This window comes from Paracoccus sp. DMF-8, from assembly GCF_029309835.1.
In the GTDB taxonomy this organism is placed as follows: Bacteria; Pseudomonadota; Alphaproteobacteria; order Rhodobacterales; family Rhodobacteraceae; genus Paracoccus.
On record NZ_JARJHL010000018.1, the window covers coordinates 40919 to 61610 of the forward strand.

The window sequence follows — 20692 nt, forward strand, 5'->3', positions numbered from 1 at the left end:
CTGGGGTAGTCACGGCGAACCTCGGTATCTCAACATGGGCCAAACATGGTTCATGTCGGCGTTGAAGCTGGCTGGAAGCGCCTGGCACATGCCCAGGCACATTGACTAACGATCCCTAACGATGTATCTATTCGATAGAGATATGAGGTGTCGTCATGGCCGTAGCCCTCCGGGATAACAACGGGTTCGCCGAGCTGAAGCAGGCGCTGACCGGCCTGCAACTGCGGGGCGGCGAGCAGGAATTTGCGCGGGTCGCGGCGGCCTTTCTGAAGCGCCACGGTGACCGATTCAGGCCTCACGGGCGCCCCGAGCCCCTCTCCGCAGCCGAGAAGGCCGCGCTTGACATGGTTGGGGTCGTGGCCAATCAGTCAGATCCCGATGCGGCCCCGCTGCTCAAGGCTACGGCCAACCATGCCGCGCTGGTGTCGACCGCATTGCCATTGGCTGAGGCGGCGGCAAAGCTTGGTGTGACAGATGGGCGGCTTCGCCAGCGTGTGCGGGAAGGAACCCTCCTTGCGGTGCACGCGTCGGATGGCCGCAGCTTGCGCGTCCCGGTGTTCCAGCTGACCGAATCCGGGGAGCTTCCCGGGCTGCGCACCGTCATGCGGGCAATCCGCCGGGATGTAAGGCCGCTTCAAGTCGCGGCCTTCTTTTCGACCCCGCAGTCGGACCTTGAAAATGCCGACGGCGTGCCGATGACGCCAATCGACTGGCTGCTCGCGGGGAACGACCCGGACCCGGTTCGGGAGCTGGCGCAGAGCCTCTGATGCCGAAGTTTCCCGAACCGCCCAGCGTGGCGGAGTTGCGTAGGATTGGCCCCGAGATATTTGGACTGAAGGCCGGGTCGCCGTTGGCGCGGGTCTTCTTTCGTGGCGGAGCATGGCCGGTCAGTTGGGACGAGTTCCGTTTCTGGGGTCCCGGACAGTCGCGCTTCGACCATCATCTGCCCGATGCGGCTGGGCAGCCGGCCCTGGGTTCGCGCGGTATTTTTTACGCGGCCGGTTCGGCCCCTCCTGGCGCTTTGGCCGTTTGCCTTGCCGAGGTGTTCCAGGAGACTCGCATCATCGATTCATCGGACCGCGAGCCATGGTTTGCGGTATTTCGGATCACGCGGCATCTTGATCTGCTGGATCTGCGCGGGCTGTGGCCGACCCGTGCCAGCGCATCTGCAACGATCTCGACCGGAGCAAAGGCCCGCGCAAGACGCTGGAGCCGAGCCATTCACGAGGCCTGGCCCGACCTCGACGGGATCATCTATCCATCATCCATGGGCGGCAATGCCGACGCCTTTGCCCTTTACGAGAAAGCGACCGACGCGCTGCCGGCTGCGCCGGATTTTCACCGGCCGCTTTCCGACCCGGCACTGACAGCGCCGCTTCTTGCGGCGGCTTCCGCGCTCAACTACGCGCTGATGTGATGGTCTTCGATGCGGCTGACCGACACGCCGCTGTCGCGACTGCCTGAACTGCTGCCGTGACATTGGAGGGGCAAGGATACCGTCTCAAAGGGAGCATGACCAGGCCTTCCCTGGGTTGGTTGCGGTTTGTAGACAGTTATAATTTTTTGTCTATAAGCGGGGGTTCGGCTCAATCCTGCTGGATATTCATCCGCTCTTGCATCGCCTTGATCACCGGTTTTTTCAGCATGGCAACCCCTTCAAGGAGCTTGCTTCTCCAGCTCGGCCCCCGTGCCATTGCCTCGGTCCAGACCGCCTCCAGCTCATAAGGGCGATCCTCCAGCAACACCTCAAGCAGGGCCTCCGCCTGGCGGATGTCCTTCCGGGCTTTCGCCTGGCTCTCGGCCGTTTTGATCCTCATCCGGGAGACGATCAGCTTGTGGACCGCATAGCGCTCCGGCGCCGGCACGTTGATCGGCACGCCCAGCCCGTAAAGGGCGACCGCGTTGATCTCGCCGTAGATCAGGAAGTCGAGGTAGCGAAGAAGCTGGGCATCGCCCTTCATCGCGTGCAACCGGGTGATGCTTCCGCGCTCCGGCCCGCGCAGCCGGCACAGAAGGTCAACTGCGAATTCTTCCTGGCTTCCCACCCGAATGGCGTATCGCAGGGTCCGCCTCCCGTCTATGGGCGACGGTATCGCCCTGAACCGCTCATCCGCCGTCTGGAGGGTGGTGAGGAGATCCTGCTCGATAGCGTCGTCCACCGCCAGCGAAATCGAATGGAATTGCGCTATGTCGAGGTCCCCGGTCTGGCCCGCCGCGTTGTCGAAACGCACCCCCAGCATCGGCGAATAGGTCTGAAATGCCGCCGAGCCAACGACTACGGCCCGCAGCCGGAAGGCCCCGGCCGCCGCCAGCGTCGACATGATTTTCCCCGAGAGCGGGTCCGGGCCGGGCAGCCGGGCCGCACGCAGGGATCGGATCATGGAAAGACGCTCGGCGCGCACGGCTTTCAGGTCATGATGCTGATGCAATCGGGCCTGAACCTCGGCGCTGTCCGGCCCGAGGTAGAGGTCTTTCTTCCGGACGCCGTTGATCATGGGCATCTTCAGATACCAGAACTCTCGGCCTCCGATCGTCTGCCGGTAGGGCGCGCCGCCGGCTTCGATCAGTTCCGCGTAAGACCCCGACCAACTGCGATCGACCATGTCGGCGTAGAGTGTCTGCAAGGAAACGGGTAGACGAACCATCGGCACCTCCTGGGAGCTATTTATAGAAACAAGTTAATTAATTGTCTATAAGAACTCTTGATCGGCGTTGATGAGGGGTTGGGTGGCCACTGCTGGCGGCACCTATGTGCCATAATGATACAGACAGGATGGCGACACGGCCGATACCGAGGCTATCTGCGAAGCGGCGGCGCGCCCGGTGATGCGTTTTTTGCCCGTGAAAGGTTGCACTACCTGGTTCAGGGGATGAAGGGCCGCCCCCGGATCTCCTTTTTGGCTATGGGGACGCATCATCCTCCCGCCGGGCCTCGGCCCCGTCACCGTCTTCCGGGAGGTCGATCAGCCGGCGCATCCGGCTGTCAGGCTTCTCATTCCGCTTGGCCTGCGACGGTTTACCCATGACGAACAGGCTTGATATATCGCCTGAATGCGGCAACGACTGCCGCGTCATCTTTCCCGAACCGTTGCGCCGGCGGGCAGCCGAAATCGACGTGGGCGCGGGTCAGCAAGTAGCAGAGCATCAGGTTGCTGATACGGCAGGGCCTGAGCTTCAGGAGGTCGAGGACAACATCGAAAACCCGGCCCAGTTCCGTATCGAACTGGAATAGCGGCACCATGGTCCTGCCATTCTGAATCAGAGCGATGACGCCGTCCTCACGGGCCATGGCCTGCATGGCACCTTCCGGGTCATCCGTTTCGATACGCAAGAGCACGCAGGCCTGTGACGCATCGATCAGGTCGATGCTGGCGAGGAGGCGCTCCTTGATGCCGGATTTCTCAGGTGGATTTTTCGGCGGCATGCTATTTCTGCCTCGGAACGGCCCGGTTCCGCATCTCGTCGAAGGTAAATCCGGCGGGCAGCGCGACCTCCCCGATCGAAAGATAGCCGCCGATGCATTCCGGGCAGACACGGCGACCCTCCGGCAACCATTTGCGCATGGCCTCTCCGATGGTGACAATCGTCTCGTTGGTCGCAGCCACGACGATCCGACCATTGCGCACCACGGCATGGCCGAACACAAGCGCCGGATCCAGGATCGCGCCGCAGCCCGCGCAAAGTTCCGTCGGCCAGGCGCGGCCCGGTTCGACCTGATCCCAGTGTGCATTGACCGGGAGCCTGGCTGCCCGGGCCTCGATCTCCGGCAGCGTGACCGGTCGGAAATCCCAGACGTCGACGCCGACGTTCACGGAATTACGCGACCCCCGCCAGTTCTGATGCACATGGCCGAACAGCTGCAGCCCCTGGTGCCGCGCGCCCGGCCAAGTGATCATGGGATAATGGCAGAGGAACAGTCGCCGCTTGTCGACGACTATGTCGGCGGTCTCGGCCACGCTGTCCCAGGGCAGATCGCAGACCCAGTCTTCATCGTGATTGCCCCGGATCAGATGCTTGCGGCCCGGCAGGGCATGATAAATGGTGCGCACCTCACGCCGTTGCGCATCGGTTGATCTTCCCGCGGTCAAATCTCCCAGAATCCACAGATCGTCATCCGGCCCGACCCGTGCCCGGCACTCGGCCAGCAGGTGGGCATTCATCGCGGCCACGTCTGGGAACGGACGGTCACAAAAGCCAATGATCCGGTCATGGCTGTAATGCGGATCGGCGGTGAACCAATGCATGTCACTCCTCCTCCCCGGAGGCGGAACGGTCCGCCGCGTCGATCCCGCGCACCCGCGCGATATATGCGGCCAGAAGCTTCTGAAGCAGCTCCGGGTCGTTGATGTTGGCGAATCCCGGCAGGGCGAACTGGAAGGAGCCCGCGAGCTTCGCCTTTCCGTTCATGGATTCAGCCAATTCCACCTCAAGGGCGTCGATGGATCGGCCGAGCCGATACCAGCGCGATGCGGTCCGGGCCCAGCCAGCAGCGGGATCGATGGCGATCAGCTGCGAGGTGTGGATGCTTGCATTGCCGAGGAGGGGGTGATCGGTCACCTCACCCCACAGCATCACATGACCGCCAGGCGAGATCGCCGCTTTCCAGTCGGACAGGATCGGCGCCTGAGCGAGATCTTCTTCGGTCGGCCCGGCCTCGACGGCGGCGATGGCGCGTAGCACCTTGTCGAACCAGGCGCGGTCGATGGGTGAAAGTTTCATGACGGTTTCTCCGTTTCGATGGCATGAAGAGGGCGGCTGCGGCGATGCCGCAGGCGGAAATGGATTCCGGGAAGAAGGAGGTGCAGAGTGTTGCGGCGCTACCTGCGCGGGGGTCGGGTCCGCTCGATGCAGGGATCGCAGCTTGTGGTCAGCCACATGTCGACGCTGCGGATGCGGGACGGGCCGCCACATCCCTCACAGGTATGCGCGGCCTCGACTTGCGCCTTGGCGATGCGGTTCAGGATGCGCTCATTGCTGCCAGTTACGCGAAAGCGCAGCCCGCCGAACTTCTGATTCACCTGGAGCACGCGAAACGCCGGCACGGGCATCTCGTCGAGAATTGCGGCAATATCGGCGCTGAGCCGCTCGATCAGCGGATACCAGCCCGGACCGCATCGAAAACCATCGGAGAGCAAGCTCGCGCTGTTGGACGGGCAGGCGGAGCGATAGACCTGCGGCCAGGCTTGCATAACCCGCATGGCCGCGCATCTGCTTTCGGGGGTCTGGAGGAACATGGCGAACTCCGGTGTGGCAACGGAGGCAAGGCGCAGATCAGTCATCGGTGCCTGCCATAACTCCGGCGAGGCCGGAAGGAAGGGCCGGCATGACGACCCGTTTCGAATATTCGGCAAGCTCTTCCGCCCCCATGGCAAAACGCTCCGTCAGCCGCTCGGCCATCTCGATGATCAGGCCGCGATTGGCTTTGTGAATCATTTGGGCTTGCTGTTCCGCAGCGGAGAGCATCTGCCGGATCCGGGCCTGTATGGTCTCGGGCAGCGAGAAGAAGGTTTCCGGGGCCGGCTCCGCTGCAAGCCAGAGCGGGCCGGACACTCCGAGTCCGAGAGACAGCTCTTCGCGCATAAGCCACAGCATGACCTTGCCCAGATCGCTGTCGGACGGGCCACCGGCTCCTGCACTGACATCGCCCAGGATCAGTCGTTCCGCTTCCCGGCCGGCAAGATCCTTGATGCGGAGAGCATGCAATTCCGGTGCGCAGGGCTGGAAAGGATATGGAGTCATGCGGAACTGACCTTGCCCCGACGAGAGCCGGATTCCGGTAGGATTGCCCAGAACCAAAGCAACTGTAGCAATAAAATGGCCGACCTCATGCACGGCCACCCGCATGCGCAGCGGTGCGGGGAAATCGCTCTGATCCCCGAGCAAGGCCATTCTGAGGTCATCCTCGTGGAGCGGGCGCCTGGCTGACCGGGCTGCGGTGCGGGCCATCCGTAGCGCCGCCGCGCAATCTGCCCCGGTCTTGCCCGGCACCAGAGCAGCCAGCCTGGCCAGATCGATATCCGGAAGGTCCCCGCCCAGATGCTGACGAAGGATGGTGGCCAGTTCCGGTGTGGTCGGAAATCCGATCCGGATGTGCTGGTCGAAGCGACCGGACCGAATGACCGCCGGGTCCACCTGCTCGGGATGGTTGCAGGCCGCCACCGCGACCACGCCCTCACGACCGGCGACCCCGTCCAATTGCTCCAGCAGGGCCGCTGTCACCTTTTCGGAGTAGGAAGATCCGTGGTCGTCGCGATAGGTGCGTGTCCGGAAAGCATCGATCTCATCGATGAACAGAACGCTCGGCGCGGATTCCTCTGCCTCGCGGAACGTGCTGTTCATCGCCTTCAGCATGGTGCCCAGATGCCCGTCTTTGTCGCGCTGCCAGATTGCATAGCTGCCTGAGACGAACGAGATACCAGCCTGATTTGCCATCGCTCGTGCCAACAGGGTCTTGCCGGTGCCCGGCTCTCCGGACAACAGCAGGCCCCGACAGATTGCGGTCCATGACAGAGTGCCCTCTGACCAGGCCTGCAGGTCTTTGACGATTTGCGCCGCAAGATCCGTTGCGGCGCCCAGTCCCACGATGGAGGAAAGCGGCGGCACGTCCGGCGATGCGCCCTTCGGGGCGCAGAGCCGGGCAAGCGTTCGGATCGCCCCGCCTGCGGTCGGGGCGCGCATGGCCGCAACGATCTGTGCGCCGGACAGCCGGCGCAGATACTCCTCCGGAGGCAGGCGTCTTTCGATGGCCGCCATTGCGGTCGGGCTGGAGCCAACCCGCGGATAGCACCAGGCTATCATCCAGCGGACACGGTCCCTGCCGGGCGGCACGTTCGAGATAACGAGCGGATCGAGCGCCCGGACTATTTCCGGGAGCCGGTCCAGATCTCCCAGGAAGATCAGCTGCAAATCCTCGGCCGCCAGATGCGTGGCGCCAATTTTGTCCGGATCACGGCAGATCCGGACACGGTCCTCATGCTCATTTCCCCGCTCCGCCAGAGCCCATCCGGGGCAAAGCGCATGCATCAGCGCCGCCTCGATATCATGCGATGTGAGCGGAACCGAGACAACGGAAACCGCTGCGCGCCGCAGCATCTGCTTCAGGCGTGCCTCAGTGCCGATTGCCTCGGCCAGGGTCAGTGCCGCATAAAGCCGAGCCGGGCTCTTCGGGCGCTTCTGGTCGCGGCGAACACCGAAGCCGGGCGGGATCGGCCCGCGCCTGAAGAGACGCAGGGCCTCATCACGGATCTCGTCAACGGAACCGGTTTGCCGGGGCATGGTAGATAAAGGCCCGACATCGTCGCCGATCTCCGAAGGTGACAGCATAAGCTGCGCTGCCGCTCGCAGCATCAGATGGGTCGGGTGGGGATGCGGAGTCGTGGGATGGTTTGGAGGATGAGGCATGGGGTGGTTTCCGGTCGAGCGTATCCGTTCCGGGCAGAAATCCTGCCCGGATTTTTTGATTCTGCGAAAAATAAAAGTGAATTGCTCCGGCCAGAGATGGAGCGCCTTCACTCACGGATTTAGGGTCGGATCCCTTGGTCCCCGGCGGGGCGTATTGTCTCTTGATCGCTGGGGCTCATTCGGTTCCTATCGCTGTTGTGCGCCAAAACACGGGCAACATATTTTACCGGCATTCGGCTGATTCTAATTCGAACATATGGTCGGATCGAACTGGTCGTCAACAGGATTCTGGCAGATTATAAATCATAACGCCATGAAAAAGCAAACGAATTTTCAAATTCGCAAACGGGAAATCTGAAAGCGACCCATGTCGGAATTTTTCGCATACCGGCATGCGGGATATTTATCATGCGATTCCTTGATTAAATAAATGTCCCTATTCTTATTCGCATAAGGTCATACGCCATTCCCGATGATCTGCATGCTAATTCTTGATGTATTATTTCAGGATATCATGGATTTTAAGGTGTTATTGATGTCTGCTTTTCTTGTGGAATCTGGCGCTGGCCGCAGAATTGATTGCAGGAATAGAATGCGAAAAACGAAAAAGAGGCACCTGTTTCGCATTGGCGGTCGGGCGCGAGCTGGTCCCCTTGGGCTTGCCGTCTGTGCTCGGCTTTGGAAGCCGGTTTTGTGTTTTCGCATAGGGGTCCGCCCTGCGAGCACCCAGGGCGTCGGGGAGATGGGCGAGCAACCTCGCCGCGTGGAAGGGCTCGCGCGACGCTTCATGCGGAAGGCGCGGCCAAGGGGGGCAGCTGGTAGCACCCGGCGCGTTCGATGGCGATATTGGGATGGGTGCCAGGCGGGCTCGACGCTTCCTGTAACACCCCCATATCACCACGGAGCGGCGCCGTAACGGCTCAACCGCATGATTTCGCTTAATTAAGTTCGAAGTGTAACGCTGTTACGCCTGTTACACCGGGGGAATGTGTCTTTGCGTGCGCGTGTGTGTGCGTATGCGCGTATACGTATATATATAAATTTATTTCTTGTAACATATAAATAAACACCCTTTTCCTTTTGAAGAATCAAGGACTTGTGGGTGTTACGCGCCCTGTGACACTGGCGTAACAGCGTTACATCATTGATATTTCGCGGATTTCCTACCTTAACGCCATGAGTGGTCGGGAGAAAGCCTCACCTGCGCCCTTGGGGGTGGCGCGTGTCTCGGGCCGCCATGGCACAATCGGCTTCGGGTTTTCGCAAACCGAGGTTATCCACATTCTTGGCGGCTGGCATGATTGCCGTATTGGGCGAGCCCTTGTATGATGTTGGAAATAGGCCAGAAATCGGAAATACTTTATGACGGACGGGCAGAAGAAGAAGCTGGAACAGCAGCTCTGGGCCATTGCCAACACGCTGCGGGGCAAGATGGGCGCGGACGAGTTCCGCGACTACATCCTGGGCTTCATCTTCTACAAATACCTGTCCGAACGGATGCATCTCTACGCAAACCGCATCCTGTCCGAGGGGCTGGACGAGGGCGAGACCGCGCCGGACTATGCGACCGTCAAGGAAGACAGCATCAATGGCATGGACATCATCGCTGCGGTGCGCGAGGCCTCTGTCGAGGCGCTCGGCTATTTCCTGAAGCCGGGCGAGCTGTTCAGCGACATTGCCCGCCGTGGCGAACGTGGCGAGTTCATCCTGGGCCAGCTGACCCGGATCCTTGCCAATGTCGAACGCCTGACCATGGGCGCGGCGTCCGAAGAGGATTTCGGCCATCTGTTCGAGGATATGGATCTGACCTCGACCAAGCTTGGCCGCACCGAAGAGGCCAAGAACGACCTGATCGCCAAGGTGCTGGTGCATCTGGACGCCATCGACTTCCGCCTGGATGACGCGGATGCCGACATCCTGGGCGACGCCTACGAATACCTGATCGGCCAGTTCGCCAGCGGCGCCGGCAAGAAGGCGGGCGAGTTCTACACCCCGCAGGAGGTTTCCACGATCCTTGCCCGGATCGTCACCACCGGCAAGACCCGGCTGAAGTCGGTCTATGATCCCACCTGCGGCTCCGGCTCGCTGCTGCTGCGGGTCGCCAAGGAGGTGAACGAGGTCGCGGATTTCTTCGGGCAGGAGATGAACCGCACCACCTACAACCTGGCGCGGATGAACATGATCCTGCACGGGGTCCGTTACAGCCGCTTCGACATCCGGCAGGAGGACACACTGGAACACCCCCAGCATGAGGGGCAGCTTTTCGAGGCCATCGTCGCCAACCCGCCGTTTTCCGCGAAATGGTCGGCGCGGCCGATCTTCCTGCAGGATGACCGTTTCGCGCCCTGCGGCGGCTGGCGCCGGCGTCCAAGGCGGATTTCGCCTTTGTGCAGCACATGCTGGCGCATCTGGACGACAACGGCACCATGGCGGTGGTGTTGCCGCATGGAGCCCTGTTCCGGGGCGGGGCCGAAGGCGCGATCCGCGAGTTCATCATCCGCGAAAAGAACTGGCTGGATGCGGTGATCGGTCTGCCGGCGAATATCTTCTATGGCACCGGCATTCCCACCTGCATTATGGTGTTCAAGAAATGCCGCGAGACGGATGAGGTGCTGTTCGTCGATGCGTCCTCCTGTTTCGAGAAGGCCAAGAACCAGAATTACCTACGCGAGCGCGATATCGACCGCATCGTCGAGGCCTACCGTTCCAGGGCCGGGAGCCGCGCTTGTGCCCATAACGCGCCTCGGTCCGAGATTCAGGGAACGACTGGAACCTGGAACATCCCGCGGTATGTGGAGACCTTCCAGGTAGAGGCGCCGATCGACCTGGCCGCGGTGACGGCGGATCTGAAGGCGGTCGATGCGGAGATGGAGGGCGTCGACGCGAAGCTACGTGCCTTCTGCGCCGAGCTGGGGCTGGAGAGCCCGGTATGAGCGGGACGGTGCCGCAGCTGCGGTTTCCGGAATTTCAGGGGAGTTGGAAAGCCGGTCATGCTGGGGACGCCTTCGCGAAAAGCACAGCAAAGGGATCTGCTGGTCTTCCCGTCTATTCGGTGACGATGGATCGGGGGCTTGTTCGTCGGGACAGCATGGAACGCCATATGGCTGACGACGCGGCGGACGGCAGCAACCTGCGGGCCGAGCCGAATGACATCGTTTATAACACTATGCGCATGTGGCAGGGGGCAGCGGGTGTTGCGGATACGGCATGCATGGTCAGCCCCGCTTATGTGGTCCTGCGGCCGAAACAAGGCACCGTATCCGCCTTCTTCATCCAACGCTTCGGCAACAGCAAAATGCTGCATTCTTTATGGGCCTATTCCCATGGGCTCACTAGTGATCGCCTACGCCTTTACTTCGATGACTTTGCGCAAATTCCTGTTCGCCTTCCCTCATCTGCCGAACAACACAAGATTGCCGATTTCCTCGGCACGGCGGACGCCAAGTTAGACGCCCTGCGGCGGAAGAAATCCGGGCTTGAGGCGTTCAAATCCGGCCTGATGCAGCGCCTGTTTTCCCAGGAGCTTCGCTTTACCCGTGACGATGGGACGGAGTTTCCGGAGTGGGATCAGGTGTCATTTGCTGAAATTGCAGAGCGTTCTTCTGATAAGCTCGACCCGCGTAACGTCCACGAAGGAATGCCGGTCATTGACCTGGAAAACATCGAATCCGGAACAGGCTGGATCATTCACGCTGGCCAGTCGGATGAAAGCGCCAGCCTGAAATCGGTCTTCCGGACAGGGGAGGTGCTGTTCGGAAAATTGCGTCCCTACTTGCGTAAATTTGCGCAACCCGATTTCGAAGGCTGCTGTTCCTCCGAAATCTGGGTCTTGCGTGGAAAGCGCGTGAGTAATGATTTCCTGTTCCATCTGATCCAGAGTAGCAGGTTCATGGAACTGGCAACAATCTCGTCCGGATCGAAGATGCCTCGGGCGGATTGGTCGATCATTTCCAGTGCGGAATTTGATGTTCCCCACCCCGACGAGCAACGCAAGATCGCCGATGCCCTCTCGGCTATGGACGCCAAGATCGCCGCCGTTGCCAACCAGATCACCCATATGGAGACCTTCAAGAAGGGCCTGCTGCAACAGATGTTCGTGTGAGCGCCATGGATTACATCAAGGAAAATTTCGATATTTCCGACCATCAGCGCCGGGTTTCGCTCTGGGCGCTCGACAACTTTGGGCGCGCTGTCCGGTATGATGAGGTGGATGGGGCCAAGATCGACAACCCCGTTGAAATCGCTTCGAAGTTTCAGGCAAGCCCTGAACAGGCTTGCGATCTCTGGGCTCGGATGATCCGTCACGCTTATTCGCGGCATTCGGTCTTCAATGGCGATGTCATGGTGATGAAAGAGTCCGGCAAGGTATATCAGAAAGATTTCGACCGTTTCGAACCGGCGGCGGGCGAGGTGATCACCGGCGAGATCATCGAATTGTGGCCCCGGTTCAATGGTCAGCCCGTTGTCCTGTGCCTTTTTGAAGGGATGAACCCCAGGGACGGCCTGTTGGTCCTTGATGAGGATCCGGAAGCCGCCGCTCTCCTGCGGCAGATCAGTGACGATTCAATCCGTCGGATTCTTCTCGCCATTCGTGAAGGCCGGGATCGGTCATATGACTTCTGGCTTCGGGCTCTGTGCGATGCAGAGCCGCTCACCGAGGAACGGATCGCCGCTATCCGGAAGGAATTCGACCATTCTGGCTCAGCTCGCGACCTGATTGCGATGATCAGATCCTGTCAGGAAGGCAGATGGCGCATAAGCCCGATCGGCGCGGCCTACGTCCGCCAGAAGCTAGAAGCCATCAAGGCGGCATGATGATCCCCGCCGCTTCGTCACAACGCAGTTGTCGGCGATCCCATGACAACTGCCAATCCTCGGACGGGCAACCTGTAACGATCCTCGCAAGTTCGCCCCGCTGCCAGAATGAGTGTTTGATCCCATGGCTGTCGAGACCGAAGCCCAGCTTGAATCCGCCCTCGTCGCCCGCCTGCAGGGCAAGGGCTGGGAACAGGTCTCTCTGCCCTCCGAAGCGGCGCTCTGGGCCAACCTGCGCGCCCAGCTCGGAACCCAGAACGGCACGACCTTTTCGGATGAAGAGTTCGCCCGCATCCGCAACCACTTGGAAAAGGGCTCGGTCTTCGAGAAGGCCGAAACGCTGCGGGGCCGGTTCCGGCTGGATCGCGACGATGGCACCAGCTTCTATGTCCAGTTCCTGAACTCGGAACATTGGTGTCGGAATCGCTATCAGGTAGCGACCCAGATCGGCATCGAGGGGCGGCGCAAGAACCGCTATGACGTGACGCTGCTGGTGAACGGACTGCCGCTCTGCCAGATCGAGTTGAAACGGCGCGGGGTCGAGCTGAAAACCGCCTTCGACCAGATCAACCGCTATCAGAAAGACAGCTACGCCGCGGCGGGCGGGCTGTTTATGTTCACCCAGATCTTTGTCATCTCGAACGGGGTGAACACCCGCTATTACGCCAACAACCGGCATCAGAGCTTCAAGCGGACCTTCACCTGGTCCGACACCGACAACAAGGCGATCAACCGGCTGGAAGCCTTTGCCGACATCTTCCTGGAAAAGTGCCACCTGTCGAAGATGATCGCCAAATACGTAGTGCTGCACCAGAGCGACCAGGTGCTGATGGTGCTGCGCCCCTATCAGTATTTCGCGGCGGAAAAGATCCTGGAACGGGTGCAGCTGCGGCAGGGCAACGGCTATGTCTGGCACACCACCGGATCGGGCAAGACGCTGACCAGCTTCAAGGCGGCGCAGAATCTGGTCGCGCTGCCCAAGGTCGACAAGGTGGTCTTCGTGGTGGACCGGGCCGATCTGGACTATCAGACCACCAAGGAGTTCAACCACTTCGAGCCCGGCTCGGTCGACGGCACCGACAATACCCGGCAACTGGTCAAGCAGCTGACCGACCCGACCAAACGGCTGGTCATCACCACCATCCAGAAGCTAAACACGGCCATTTCCCGCGACCGGTGGGCGCTGGAACTGGAAAACATCGGTGCCGGGCGGGTGGTGTTTATCTTTGACGAATGCCATCGCAGCCAGTTCGGTGAGGCGCATCGCAAGATCGTGGACTTCTTCCCCAAGGCGCAGCTTTTCGGCTTCACCGGCACGCCGATCTTCGTCGATAACGCTATCGACGGGCGCACCACCAAAAGCCTGTTCGATGAACAGCTGCATTCCTGTGTCATCACCGACGCCATCCGGGACGAGAACGTGCTGCGCTTCTCGGTCGAATACCTCGGCCCGGCCGATCAGCATGTGCCCGCCAGCGGTGATGCCAAGGCGGACAAGCGCAACAAGGCGGCACTGGCCCAACTGCATGCCAGCCGGGATTATCTGGAACACCCGGACCGCATAGCCGCCGTGGCGAACTGGATCATCGACAACCACGACCGCAAGACCCGGGGCCGCCAGTTCGCCGCCATCATGGCGGTGGGCTCGGTTGACGGGCTGATCGCGTATTACGAGGCCTTCGAGCAGGCCCGTCAGGCCGGACGGCATGACCTGAAGATCGCCACCATCTTCACCTATGCGGCCAATGAGGCGGATCCGGACGCAGACGGGCTGCTGCCCGATACCAATTTCCCGGACGGGGCGCCCACCACGGCGCAGTTGCCCCGGCGGGACGCGCTGGCCCGTTTCGTCGCGCATTACAACGCCGCCTACGGCACGAATGAATCCGTGATGGATGGCAAGGGCTTCTATACCTATTACCGGGCCCTGGCGAAGCGGGTGAAATCGCGCGATCAGAAGCCATTCGACCCGGCGCAAGGCATCGACATCCTGCTTGTGGTGAACATGTTCCTGACCGGCTTTGATGCCAAGACGGTCAACACCCTCTATGCGGACAAGAACCTGCGCTATCATGGGCTGATCCAGGCCTTTTCCCGCACCAACAGAATCCTCAACGCCGAGAAATCCCAGGGCAACATCGTCTGCTTTCGTGACCTGAAAGAATCCACCGACGAGGCCATCGCGCTTTTCGCGGACAAGAACGCCCGTGAGACCATCCTGATCGGCACCTATGAGGAGCAGCTGGCAAAGGCCCGCGATGCGGTGACGGATCTGGTGGTAATCACGCCGACGCCGGATGCGGTTGATGCCTTGCCCCATGAGGAGGCACAGGCCGAGTTCGTCAAGGCCTTCCGCAAGCTGCTGCGATTGCGCAACGTGCTGGCCAGCTATTCCGAATTCGACCCGGCACATCTGCCGCTGGCCGAGCAGGAATACGAGGAGTTCAAAAGCAAGTATCTGGATCTGGCACAACGTGGCCAGGGCGGTGGTGGCGAAGAAGAGACCCCGGACCCGCTCGCCGGCATCGACTTCGAGCTGGAACTTTTGCGCCGAGACGACATCAATGTCGCCTATATCCTGGCGCTCCTGCTGGCGCTGAACGGTGCGGTGCAGGAGAGCGGCGCGAGCAGCCGCAAGGCCAAGGCACAGCGCAAGCGGATCTTTGATCTACTGATGTCCGAGGTCCAGCTTCGGGGCAAGCGTGAGTTGATTGAGGCCTTCATCGACCAGAAGATGCCGATGCTCGGACCGGACGATGATGTCCGAGTCGCGTTCCGGTCATTCTGGGAGGAGGAGCGCGCCAAGGCCTATGCCGGGCTGATCGAGCGGGAAAACCTAGAGCCGGAAGCCTTCGAGGCACTGCACCGTGATATTTTGTTCAGCGGCAAGCAGCCCCTGGCGGATGAGGTGGTTGCCGCAATGCGGGTGAAGCCGAACATCCTTAAACGGAAGGCCGCAGTGGAGCGGGTGTTGCAGGGAATTGAGGAGCTGATCAGCACCTTTGATGAGGGGGTGGGCGATATGGGAGACGAGGCGGACTAAAATGAGTAATTTTCGACCATATACCCGGTTGGTTGCGGCGTCCCGTCATCATACTTCGGTTCTGCCATGATCGAATTCCGCCCCCTGCCTGACGACCACCCTGACCTGGCCCGGTCGCCCATGTTCCGCGCCACCTCCCTGACACTCGGCTACGCCCTGGAGCACGGCAGCATCGGTCTGACCGCCACCAAGGCCTTCAAGCGGGATTTCGTGCATTGGGCCGTCGAGCACTTCGAATGGCCCGGGAAGACCGCCGAGGACATGTTTCGCTACCATAAGGTCGTGAATGAAGCCGATTTCCCGCCGCTCGAACTCCTGCATTTCCTGCTGATCCGGTTGCGCCTCGGGCGCCATTACAAGGGCACGTTCCGCGCGACGAACGATGGCAGGATGTATGCGGGCCAGCCCGGCGCGCTCTTCGACAAGCTGGTGCCGTTCTTCTTGCTGGCAATGGATCATGCCGCCTATTCCCGGATCGGTGAGGGGGCGCCCGGCAACTGGGACACTTGGCTCAATGTCATGAACGTGGAAATCGAGAACGGGCTAAGCGAGCGAGAGCTCTACGGGGTCTTCTATGGCGAAGGGCCGGATTGGGACAATGACGGATGGCGCCAGATCGGCGCCTTCAGCGCCTGCGTTCTGAAACCATTGGAATGGGCCGGATTCATTACCTCTCAGGAAACCCGTGAGCCGGACGGCCGGCTGGCCAACATGATCTTCAAGACGCCGCTCTGGCGCTCGGTTTTGAAACTGGAGACCGACGGGCAATTGCGTCCAATGGTTCGGCACTGAATACGGTATTCGTATCGGATATTCCGCCAGGGATTTGCGGGCCAAGGAACGGCTTCTGCCCCCCGGAGAGCCGTGATAGGAGCAGATCTCGATCAGTGTTCCGTGACGACCCTTTTGAATTTCTGAGTGTATAAGCGAACAAGACGATGCCTCACCACCGGTCGATTCATCTTGTGGGCAGTCTGAGTCTGTCCTCGAATGTGGAATGCTTTCACAAGGTGAGTGAACTTGCCGGTCCTGGCGTCGCGCGGCTGCCGGATGGCGAAACCGGCCCGCGCGGCATGTGGATCGGCTGGCAGGCAGGCAAGCTCGCCTGTAATCTGGGGCTTCAGCCTGAAGGTTAGGCCCAGAGCTAGGAATACAAGCCCAAAACGCGGCTGGTGCTGAAGGATGGCTTTGATCCGGCTGCGTTGCGTTTTGATGATCTGGGATATGCGCGGGCGGCGCCAGATCCTATGCCGTCTACGCCGATTTGAAGCAGAAGGGCGAGATCGGCGCCGAAACCCGTTTTCAGGTATCACTGCCTACGCCACTGGCCGTGCTGACGGTTTTCATCGCGGAATCCTCTCAAGAGGCGGTCGAGCCGGCGCTGGAGGCGGGATTCCTGCATGAGCTGGAACAGATTCTTGCAGGCATCCCGCATGACCAGCTGGCGATCCAGTGGGATGTGGCGGTGGAATTCGGCATACTAGAAACCAACATGCCCTTCTATGTCCGAGACAAGAAGGCCGGCATCATCGAGCGGCTGATCCGTCTGGGCTATGCCGTGCCCGACGGCGTCGAGTTGGGCTATCACCTCTGCTACGGCAATATGGGACTGAAGCACTTCAAGGAGCCGGAGGATACGGGCCTGATCGTCGAGATCGCCAACCCGCTGTTTGCAGGAGTGCAGCGCCCGATCAACTGGATCCACCTGCCGGTGCCGATCGACCGCGATGACGACGCCTATTTCGCACCGCTGAAAGGGCTGAAACGCCCAACTGGCACGCAGGTCTTCCTCGGCCTCGTTCATCTGGCGGACGGGCTGGAAGGGACACGGCGGCGGATGGCCACGGCCTCGCGCTTCATTCAGGACTACGGCATCGGCTCTGAATGCGGGATGAGCGGCCGACCCGAAGGCTGGAGGAGGAGATGCTGGCCCTGCATCGCACCGTGGCCGAGACGGCCTGAGGCGCGGCGGGCGTTGATTTCTGGCACGGCACACATATCAGTAAGGAGAAAACTCTGATGGAACTCAAGGATCACGTAATCATCGTGACGGGCGGCGCCAGCGGCATCGGCCGCGAGGCCTGCCTCGCGCTGGCAGCCAAGGGCGCGAACCTCGTCGTCGCCGATTTCAATCTTGATGGCGCCGAAGTGGTTGTGGGCGAGGTGCAGGCCCTGGGCGTCAAGGCGGTGAGCTTCAAGGTCGATGTGTCGAAGGCCGAAGAGATGAGCGCGCTCGTCGACTTCGCGGTTGAAAAGCTGGGAACGCTGAACGGTATCTTCAACAATGCCGGGATCGGGCTGGTAAAGCCCTTCCTTGAAATGGATCCGGCATCTTACCTAAAGGTGATCGAGGTCGACCAGCACAGCGTCTATTACGGCATGTATTACGTCGCGAAGAAAATGGTCGCATTGGGCGCGAAGGGCACCTTCGTGAACACGGCCTCAATCTATGGCTCGATCGCCTCGCGTGGCAGTTTCAACTACAACGCCGCCAAGGCAGCGGTGATCGCCATGACCCGGTCGGGCGCTCTGGAACTGGCCGAATATGGCATCCGCGTGGTCGGCGTTGCGCCGGGCTTTATCGACACTCCGATCTCTGGCAAGGACGCGGAGTTCAAAGAGACTCTCGCTGTCCAGCACATGAGCGGCAAGCTGATCGACCCGGCAAAAGTCGCAAGCGTCGTAGCTTTTCTGTTCACCGATGCCGCTGCTGCGGTCAACGGTTCGACCGTCGCGGTGGATGACGGCTTCCTCGCCTTCAAGGTGTGATCCGTGTCGCCTGACGAGTGACGACGGCGCGCGACATGAAACCTCAGTCCCCGGCAACCCACCGGGGACGTCGGCCGACACGAAACGGCTCCGGTGTCTTAGTCGTGGGCTTATCGCCAGTCAGTGCCCAGAAGGCACTCTTGCGGCCGTGGGAGCTGCGCAGGGTTTCGCAGTAATCAGCATGGGCCGGCATGTCCGCAGGGCGTGCCGGATCGGCCTCCGCCTCACCGGCAAGGGCATCGAGTCTCGCCAGATATTTCGCGCCATGCGGGTAGGCCTTGGAGCGGGCTCGGGCAAGGATGTCATCCAGCAATGCCCGCCAGAGGATCGTCGCTGCGAGCGCGTGCTCATGGCTCAGCTCATCGGCGATCCCCGGCAGGACGTGCCAGTTCTGCCCTTCCCAATCACTGTGGCGCGCCACGATGAGCGCCGCCGCCAGATCGCGGCGGGCCCGGGCAAGATAGAATCGCAGCGCGACCATGGGATCGGCATGGCGCATTGCCAAAGCGATGGCTCGATCCTCCGCCTCGAGATCCTCGAAATCCGGCAGCATCTTGAGGTGTTCACGCAGAAGCTGCGGCGAGAGGGCCTCTGCAAACCGATCCCAGAGCAGCTGTCTGGCCTCGTCCTTGCGGCCAAGCGCAGCGAGGATCCGCGCCTCCAGACTGGCCTGCCGCACCAGGGGAGATGGCGCATCTTCTTCCTCATCGTCGAAAACATCATGGCGAACCGGTTTCGGGCGTGCCCGGCGCACCCAGTCCAGCGCCTCCTCAGCGCGGCGGGCGTCGAAGAGCCGTTCGGCAATCGCCAGCACATTCTGTCGCTGCTCCGGCTTTTCCTGCTCCAACGCAATCAGCAGATCCAAATTACCGCCGGCCCCCGCTATCATCTGGCGGATTTCGCGCCATTCGTCCGTCATGGAACGGAACCAGCGCGCCGAGGCCCTCTCGCCGGCTTCTGCGGCATGTCGTTCGGTGATGCGTTCGTATAGGTCGGCATCCCAGTCGGCCAGCACGTCCAGAGGCAGATGAGGAATGACGCGCTCTGCGACCGGCCGAAGGTAGCCGTGCTCGGTCTCACCCAGTGCGGCCATGATCGCCGTCGGCAACGCCTGTTGCGCGGCGGGCGGCAATCCTGCGGCCGCACGGGCCATGGCCTCGATGGCCCCCCAATAGACATCCTGCAAATGCCCGGAGGAATCGTCGACCCGCTGGAACACCTGATCATGGGTAGCGATGAACCGCAGCAAACGCACGGCGGCCAGCACCGGACTTGCCGGGAGCAGTTCTTTGACAATGCTGTCGCAAAGCCCCTGCAGATCCTCGCGAAAGGCACGCGCCTTATCCCAGTCGATGAAGCCGCGGGCGCGCTCGAGGCCAGAGAGACGCCGGTCGATCAGTTTCGCAATCGCATCCGGCCCGGACTGGCCGGCCAGTGCCGCATTCACCCGCCGTTTGAAGCCGGCATTTGCCTGCGCCTCATCAAGCACCAGCTCCGCAAGCTTCTCAGCCCCCAGAGCGGAAAGATTTTCGACAGAGAGAGCGGACTTGCGGGCCATGGGGTTCTTTTGATGGGCTGATCCCTGTCCTGATGCCCGATGTCGACCGATCAGGCAAGTTTGCCTGTCTCACGATACATGCAGGCCTTGGCAAGAATTTCCTACAAACCAAGTCTTGTGGGCGACGGGCCAATCCGAACATCCGCCTCAAGCGCTGCCTCCCATGCGATCAACAGCGTCCCCGGATTGGGGAGGCAAGAGGTTTGGATGTGGGAGATGTGTTCTTCAAGATGTTCGACGAGCTTTTCGATCCGGGTGCGCATGGGGATGTCCTTTGATGCTCCGTATTAATCTCATGGCCCAATGAAAAGACAAATAGTCCGGCAAACATAACCAGCCTTCAAAGAAGAAATTCACTAGTAGATATATTATTTCGAATTTATTTGCGTGAGGGATCGAAGGCTGTCCTTCGGGACGGAACTTGATCGGTGGGATGTATTGGTAGGGCATCACATTAAATATTTCCTAAAGTGAATTATCCGCATTTTGATGCGACGACCTTGATCGGATTGGCGATCACGGCTTGCTGGCGGGGTAATGTCGACGGATCTACGCTGTTCTAAAGTATTACCTACGGTGAATTTTACGTATTTTCGCCCGGTTATCCACAATGTCGAGCATTTACCGACGTATCGGCATTTGGTGAGAGAATCATGAATTGGTAAAATGGCGGCATGAATAAGATTGCCCGCCCCTATGTCACTAGCCGCCCGGTCAGTCTGACCGAAACGGGTCGGCACCTGAATATCAGTGTTCCCATGGTGCAACCGGTCATGGTGAAGATGGGAGCCAGAATCTTGCCCGGCGGGCGGTATGATCTGGTGGACGTTTGGCGGCGCATGTGGGGTATCGATCGGGTCCCGATGGCCTGGATCGAAAGCTTGAAGCGGCCGCTCCTTTCCGTTGAATCTGTTGCGGAAATGGTCGGATCTCATCCCACAACTATTCGCCGCGCCGGAAATGAACGTTCCACTAGATGGCGTTTACCGGAGCACTTCGATCTTGGCCCGAGGCTGCGCAGATACCTTCCCTTGCACATTGATGCTTGGATGCGGGGGAGGAGCCGCGCGGAGTGGCTTCGCAGGCGCCATGGTCCGGTGGGACCT

The 20692-nt window shown here is 60.7% G+C and carries 18 protein-coding genes; 10 read left to right on the forward strand and 8 right to left on the reverse strand.

The window, feature by feature from the left end; genetic code table 11:
- Nucleotides 1-155 precede the first annotated feature (155 nt).
- Both PE067_RS20695 and PE067_RS20700 read left to right on the forward strand, forming a co-directional pair.
- Nucleotides 156-767: a hypothetical protein gene (locus PE067_RS20695; RefSeq protein ID WP_276191658.1), complete on the forward strand. Its 612-nt coding sequence runs from the start codon at nt 156-158 to the stop codon at nt 765-767.
- Nucleotides 767-1417 carry an RES family NAD+ phosphorylase gene (locus PE067_RS20700; protein ID WP_276191659.1) on the forward strand — a complete coding sequence of 217 codons (651 nt, stop codon included), beginning with the start codon at nt 767-769 and terminating at the stop codon, nt 1415-1417. Before PE067_RS20695 ends, PE067_RS20700 begins: the two co-directional genes overlap by 1 nt.
- A gap of 169 nt (nt 1418-1586) precedes the next feature.
- On the opposite strand, the gene PE067_RS20705 is transcribed toward PE067_RS20700, so the two are convergent.
- From PE067_RS20705 to PE067_RS20730, 6 genes are all read right to left on the reverse strand, one after another.
- Nucleotides 1587-2645: a GSU2403 family nucleotidyltransferase fold protein gene (locus PE067_RS20705; RefSeq protein WP_276191660.1), complete on the reverse strand. Its 1059-nt coding sequence runs from the start codon at nt 2643-2645 to the stop codon at nt 1587-1589.
- A gap of 371 nt (nt 2646-3016) precedes the next feature.
- A complete protein-coding gene (locus PE067_RS20710) occupies nt 3017-3424 on the reverse strand; it encodes a hypothetical protein (RefSeq protein WP_276191661.1) in 408 nt (135 codons plus the stop codon).
- Nucleotide 3425: 1 nt separating this feature from the next.
- Nucleotides 3426-4244 (reverse strand): metallophosphoesterase, encoded by an 819-nt coding sequence (locus PE067_RS20715; protein WP_276191663.1) that lies wholly within the window; start codon nt 4242-4244, stop codon nt 3426-3428.
- A gap of 1 nt (nt 4245) precedes the next feature.
- On the reverse strand, nt 4246-4719 hold the full coding sequence (locus tag PE067_RS20720) for a DUF6634 family protein (protein WP_276191664.1): 474 nt from the start codon (nt 4717-4719) through the stop codon (nt 4246-4248).
- Between the two features lie 98 nt (nt 4720-4817).
- On the reverse strand, nt 4818-5279 hold the full coding sequence (locus PE067_RS20725; protein ID WP_276191665.1) for a hypothetical protein: 462 nt from the start codon (nt 5277-5279) through the stop codon (nt 4818-4820).
- Nucleotides 5272-7347: an AAA family ATPase gene (locus tag PE067_RS20730; RefSeq protein WP_276191666.1), complete on the reverse strand. Its 2076-nt coding sequence runs from the start codon at nt 7345-7347 to the stop codon at nt 5272-5274. The genes PE067_RS20725 and PE067_RS20730 overlap by 8 nt, the downstream gene beginning before the upstream one ends.
- A gap of 1416 nt (nt 7348-8763) precedes the next feature.
- Between PE067_RS20730 and PE067_RS20735 the strand changes: the two genes are divergently transcribed.
- The 8 genes from PE067_RS20735 to PE067_RS20770 all read left to right on the forward strand — a co-directional run bounded on the left by PE067_RS20735 (nt 8764) and on the right by PE067_RS20770 (nt 18028).
- The gene (locus tag PE067_RS20735; protein WP_276191667.1) at nt 8764-9927 is read left to right on the forward strand and encodes a type I restriction-modification system subunit M; all 1164 of its coding nucleotides are present in this window, start codon (nt 8764-8766) and stop codon (nt 9925-9927) included.
- Complete coding sequence (locus tag PE067_RS20740) at nt 9810-10334, forward strand: class I SAM-dependent DNA methyltransferase (RefSeq protein WP_276191871.1); 525 nt, start codon at nt 9810-9812, stop codon at nt 10332-10334. Before PE067_RS20735 ends, PE067_RS20740 begins: the two co-directional genes overlap by 118 nt.
- The gene (locus tag PE067_RS20745; RefSeq protein WP_276191669.1) at nt 10331-11503 is read left to right on the forward strand and encodes a restriction endonuclease subunit S; all 1173 of its coding nucleotides are present in this window, start codon (nt 10331-10333) and stop codon (nt 11501-11503) included. The genes PE067_RS20740 and PE067_RS20745 overlap by 4 nt, the downstream gene beginning before the upstream one ends.
- A gap of 5 nt (nt 11504-11508) precedes the next feature.
- A complete protein-coding gene (locus PE067_RS20750; RefSeq protein ID WP_276191671.1) occupies nt 11509-12216 on the forward strand; it encodes a hypothetical protein in 708 nt (235 codons plus the stop codon).
- A gap of 124 nt (nt 12217-12340) precedes the next feature.
- Nucleotides 12341-15259, forward strand: coding sequence for a type I restriction endonuclease subunit R (locus PE067_RS20755; protein ID WP_276191672.1), 2919 nt, complete (start codon nt 12341-12343; stop codon nt 15257-15259).
- Between the two features lie 66 nt (nt 15260-15325).
- Nucleotides 15326-16051 (forward strand): hypothetical protein, encoded by a 726-nt coding sequence (locus PE067_RS20760; protein ID WP_276191674.1) that lies wholly within the window; start codon nt 15326-15328, stop codon nt 16049-16051.
- Between the two features lie 472 nt (nt 16052-16523).
- On the forward strand, nt 16524-17279 hold the full coding sequence (locus tag PE067_RS20765) for a hypothetical protein (RefSeq protein WP_276191675.1): 756 nt from the start codon (nt 16524-16526) through the stop codon (nt 17277-17279).
- A complete protein-coding gene (locus PE067_RS20770) occupies nt 17279-18028 on the forward strand; it encodes an SDR family NAD(P)-dependent oxidoreductase (RefSeq protein ID WP_276191676.1) in 750 nt (249 codons plus the stop codon). The genes PE067_RS20765 and PE067_RS20770 overlap by 1 nt, the downstream gene beginning before the upstream one ends.
- Before the next feature lie 43 nt (nt 18029-18071).
- Here PE067_RS20770 and PE067_RS20775 read toward each other — a convergent pair whose 3' ends face one another.
- Both PE067_RS20775 and PE067_RS20780 read right to left on the reverse strand, forming a co-directional pair.
- A complete protein-coding gene (locus PE067_RS20775; RefSeq protein WP_276191677.1) occupies nt 18072-19586 on the reverse strand; it encodes a DUF6880 family protein in 1515 nt (504 codons plus the stop codon).
- 101 nt (nt 19587-19687) lie between these two features.
- Nucleotides 19688-19849, reverse strand: a complete 162-nt coding sequence (locus PE067_RS20780; protein ID WP_276191679.1) for a hypothetical protein — start codon at nt 19847-19849, stop codon at nt 19688-19690.
- Nucleotides 19850-20692 lie beyond the last annotated feature (843 nt).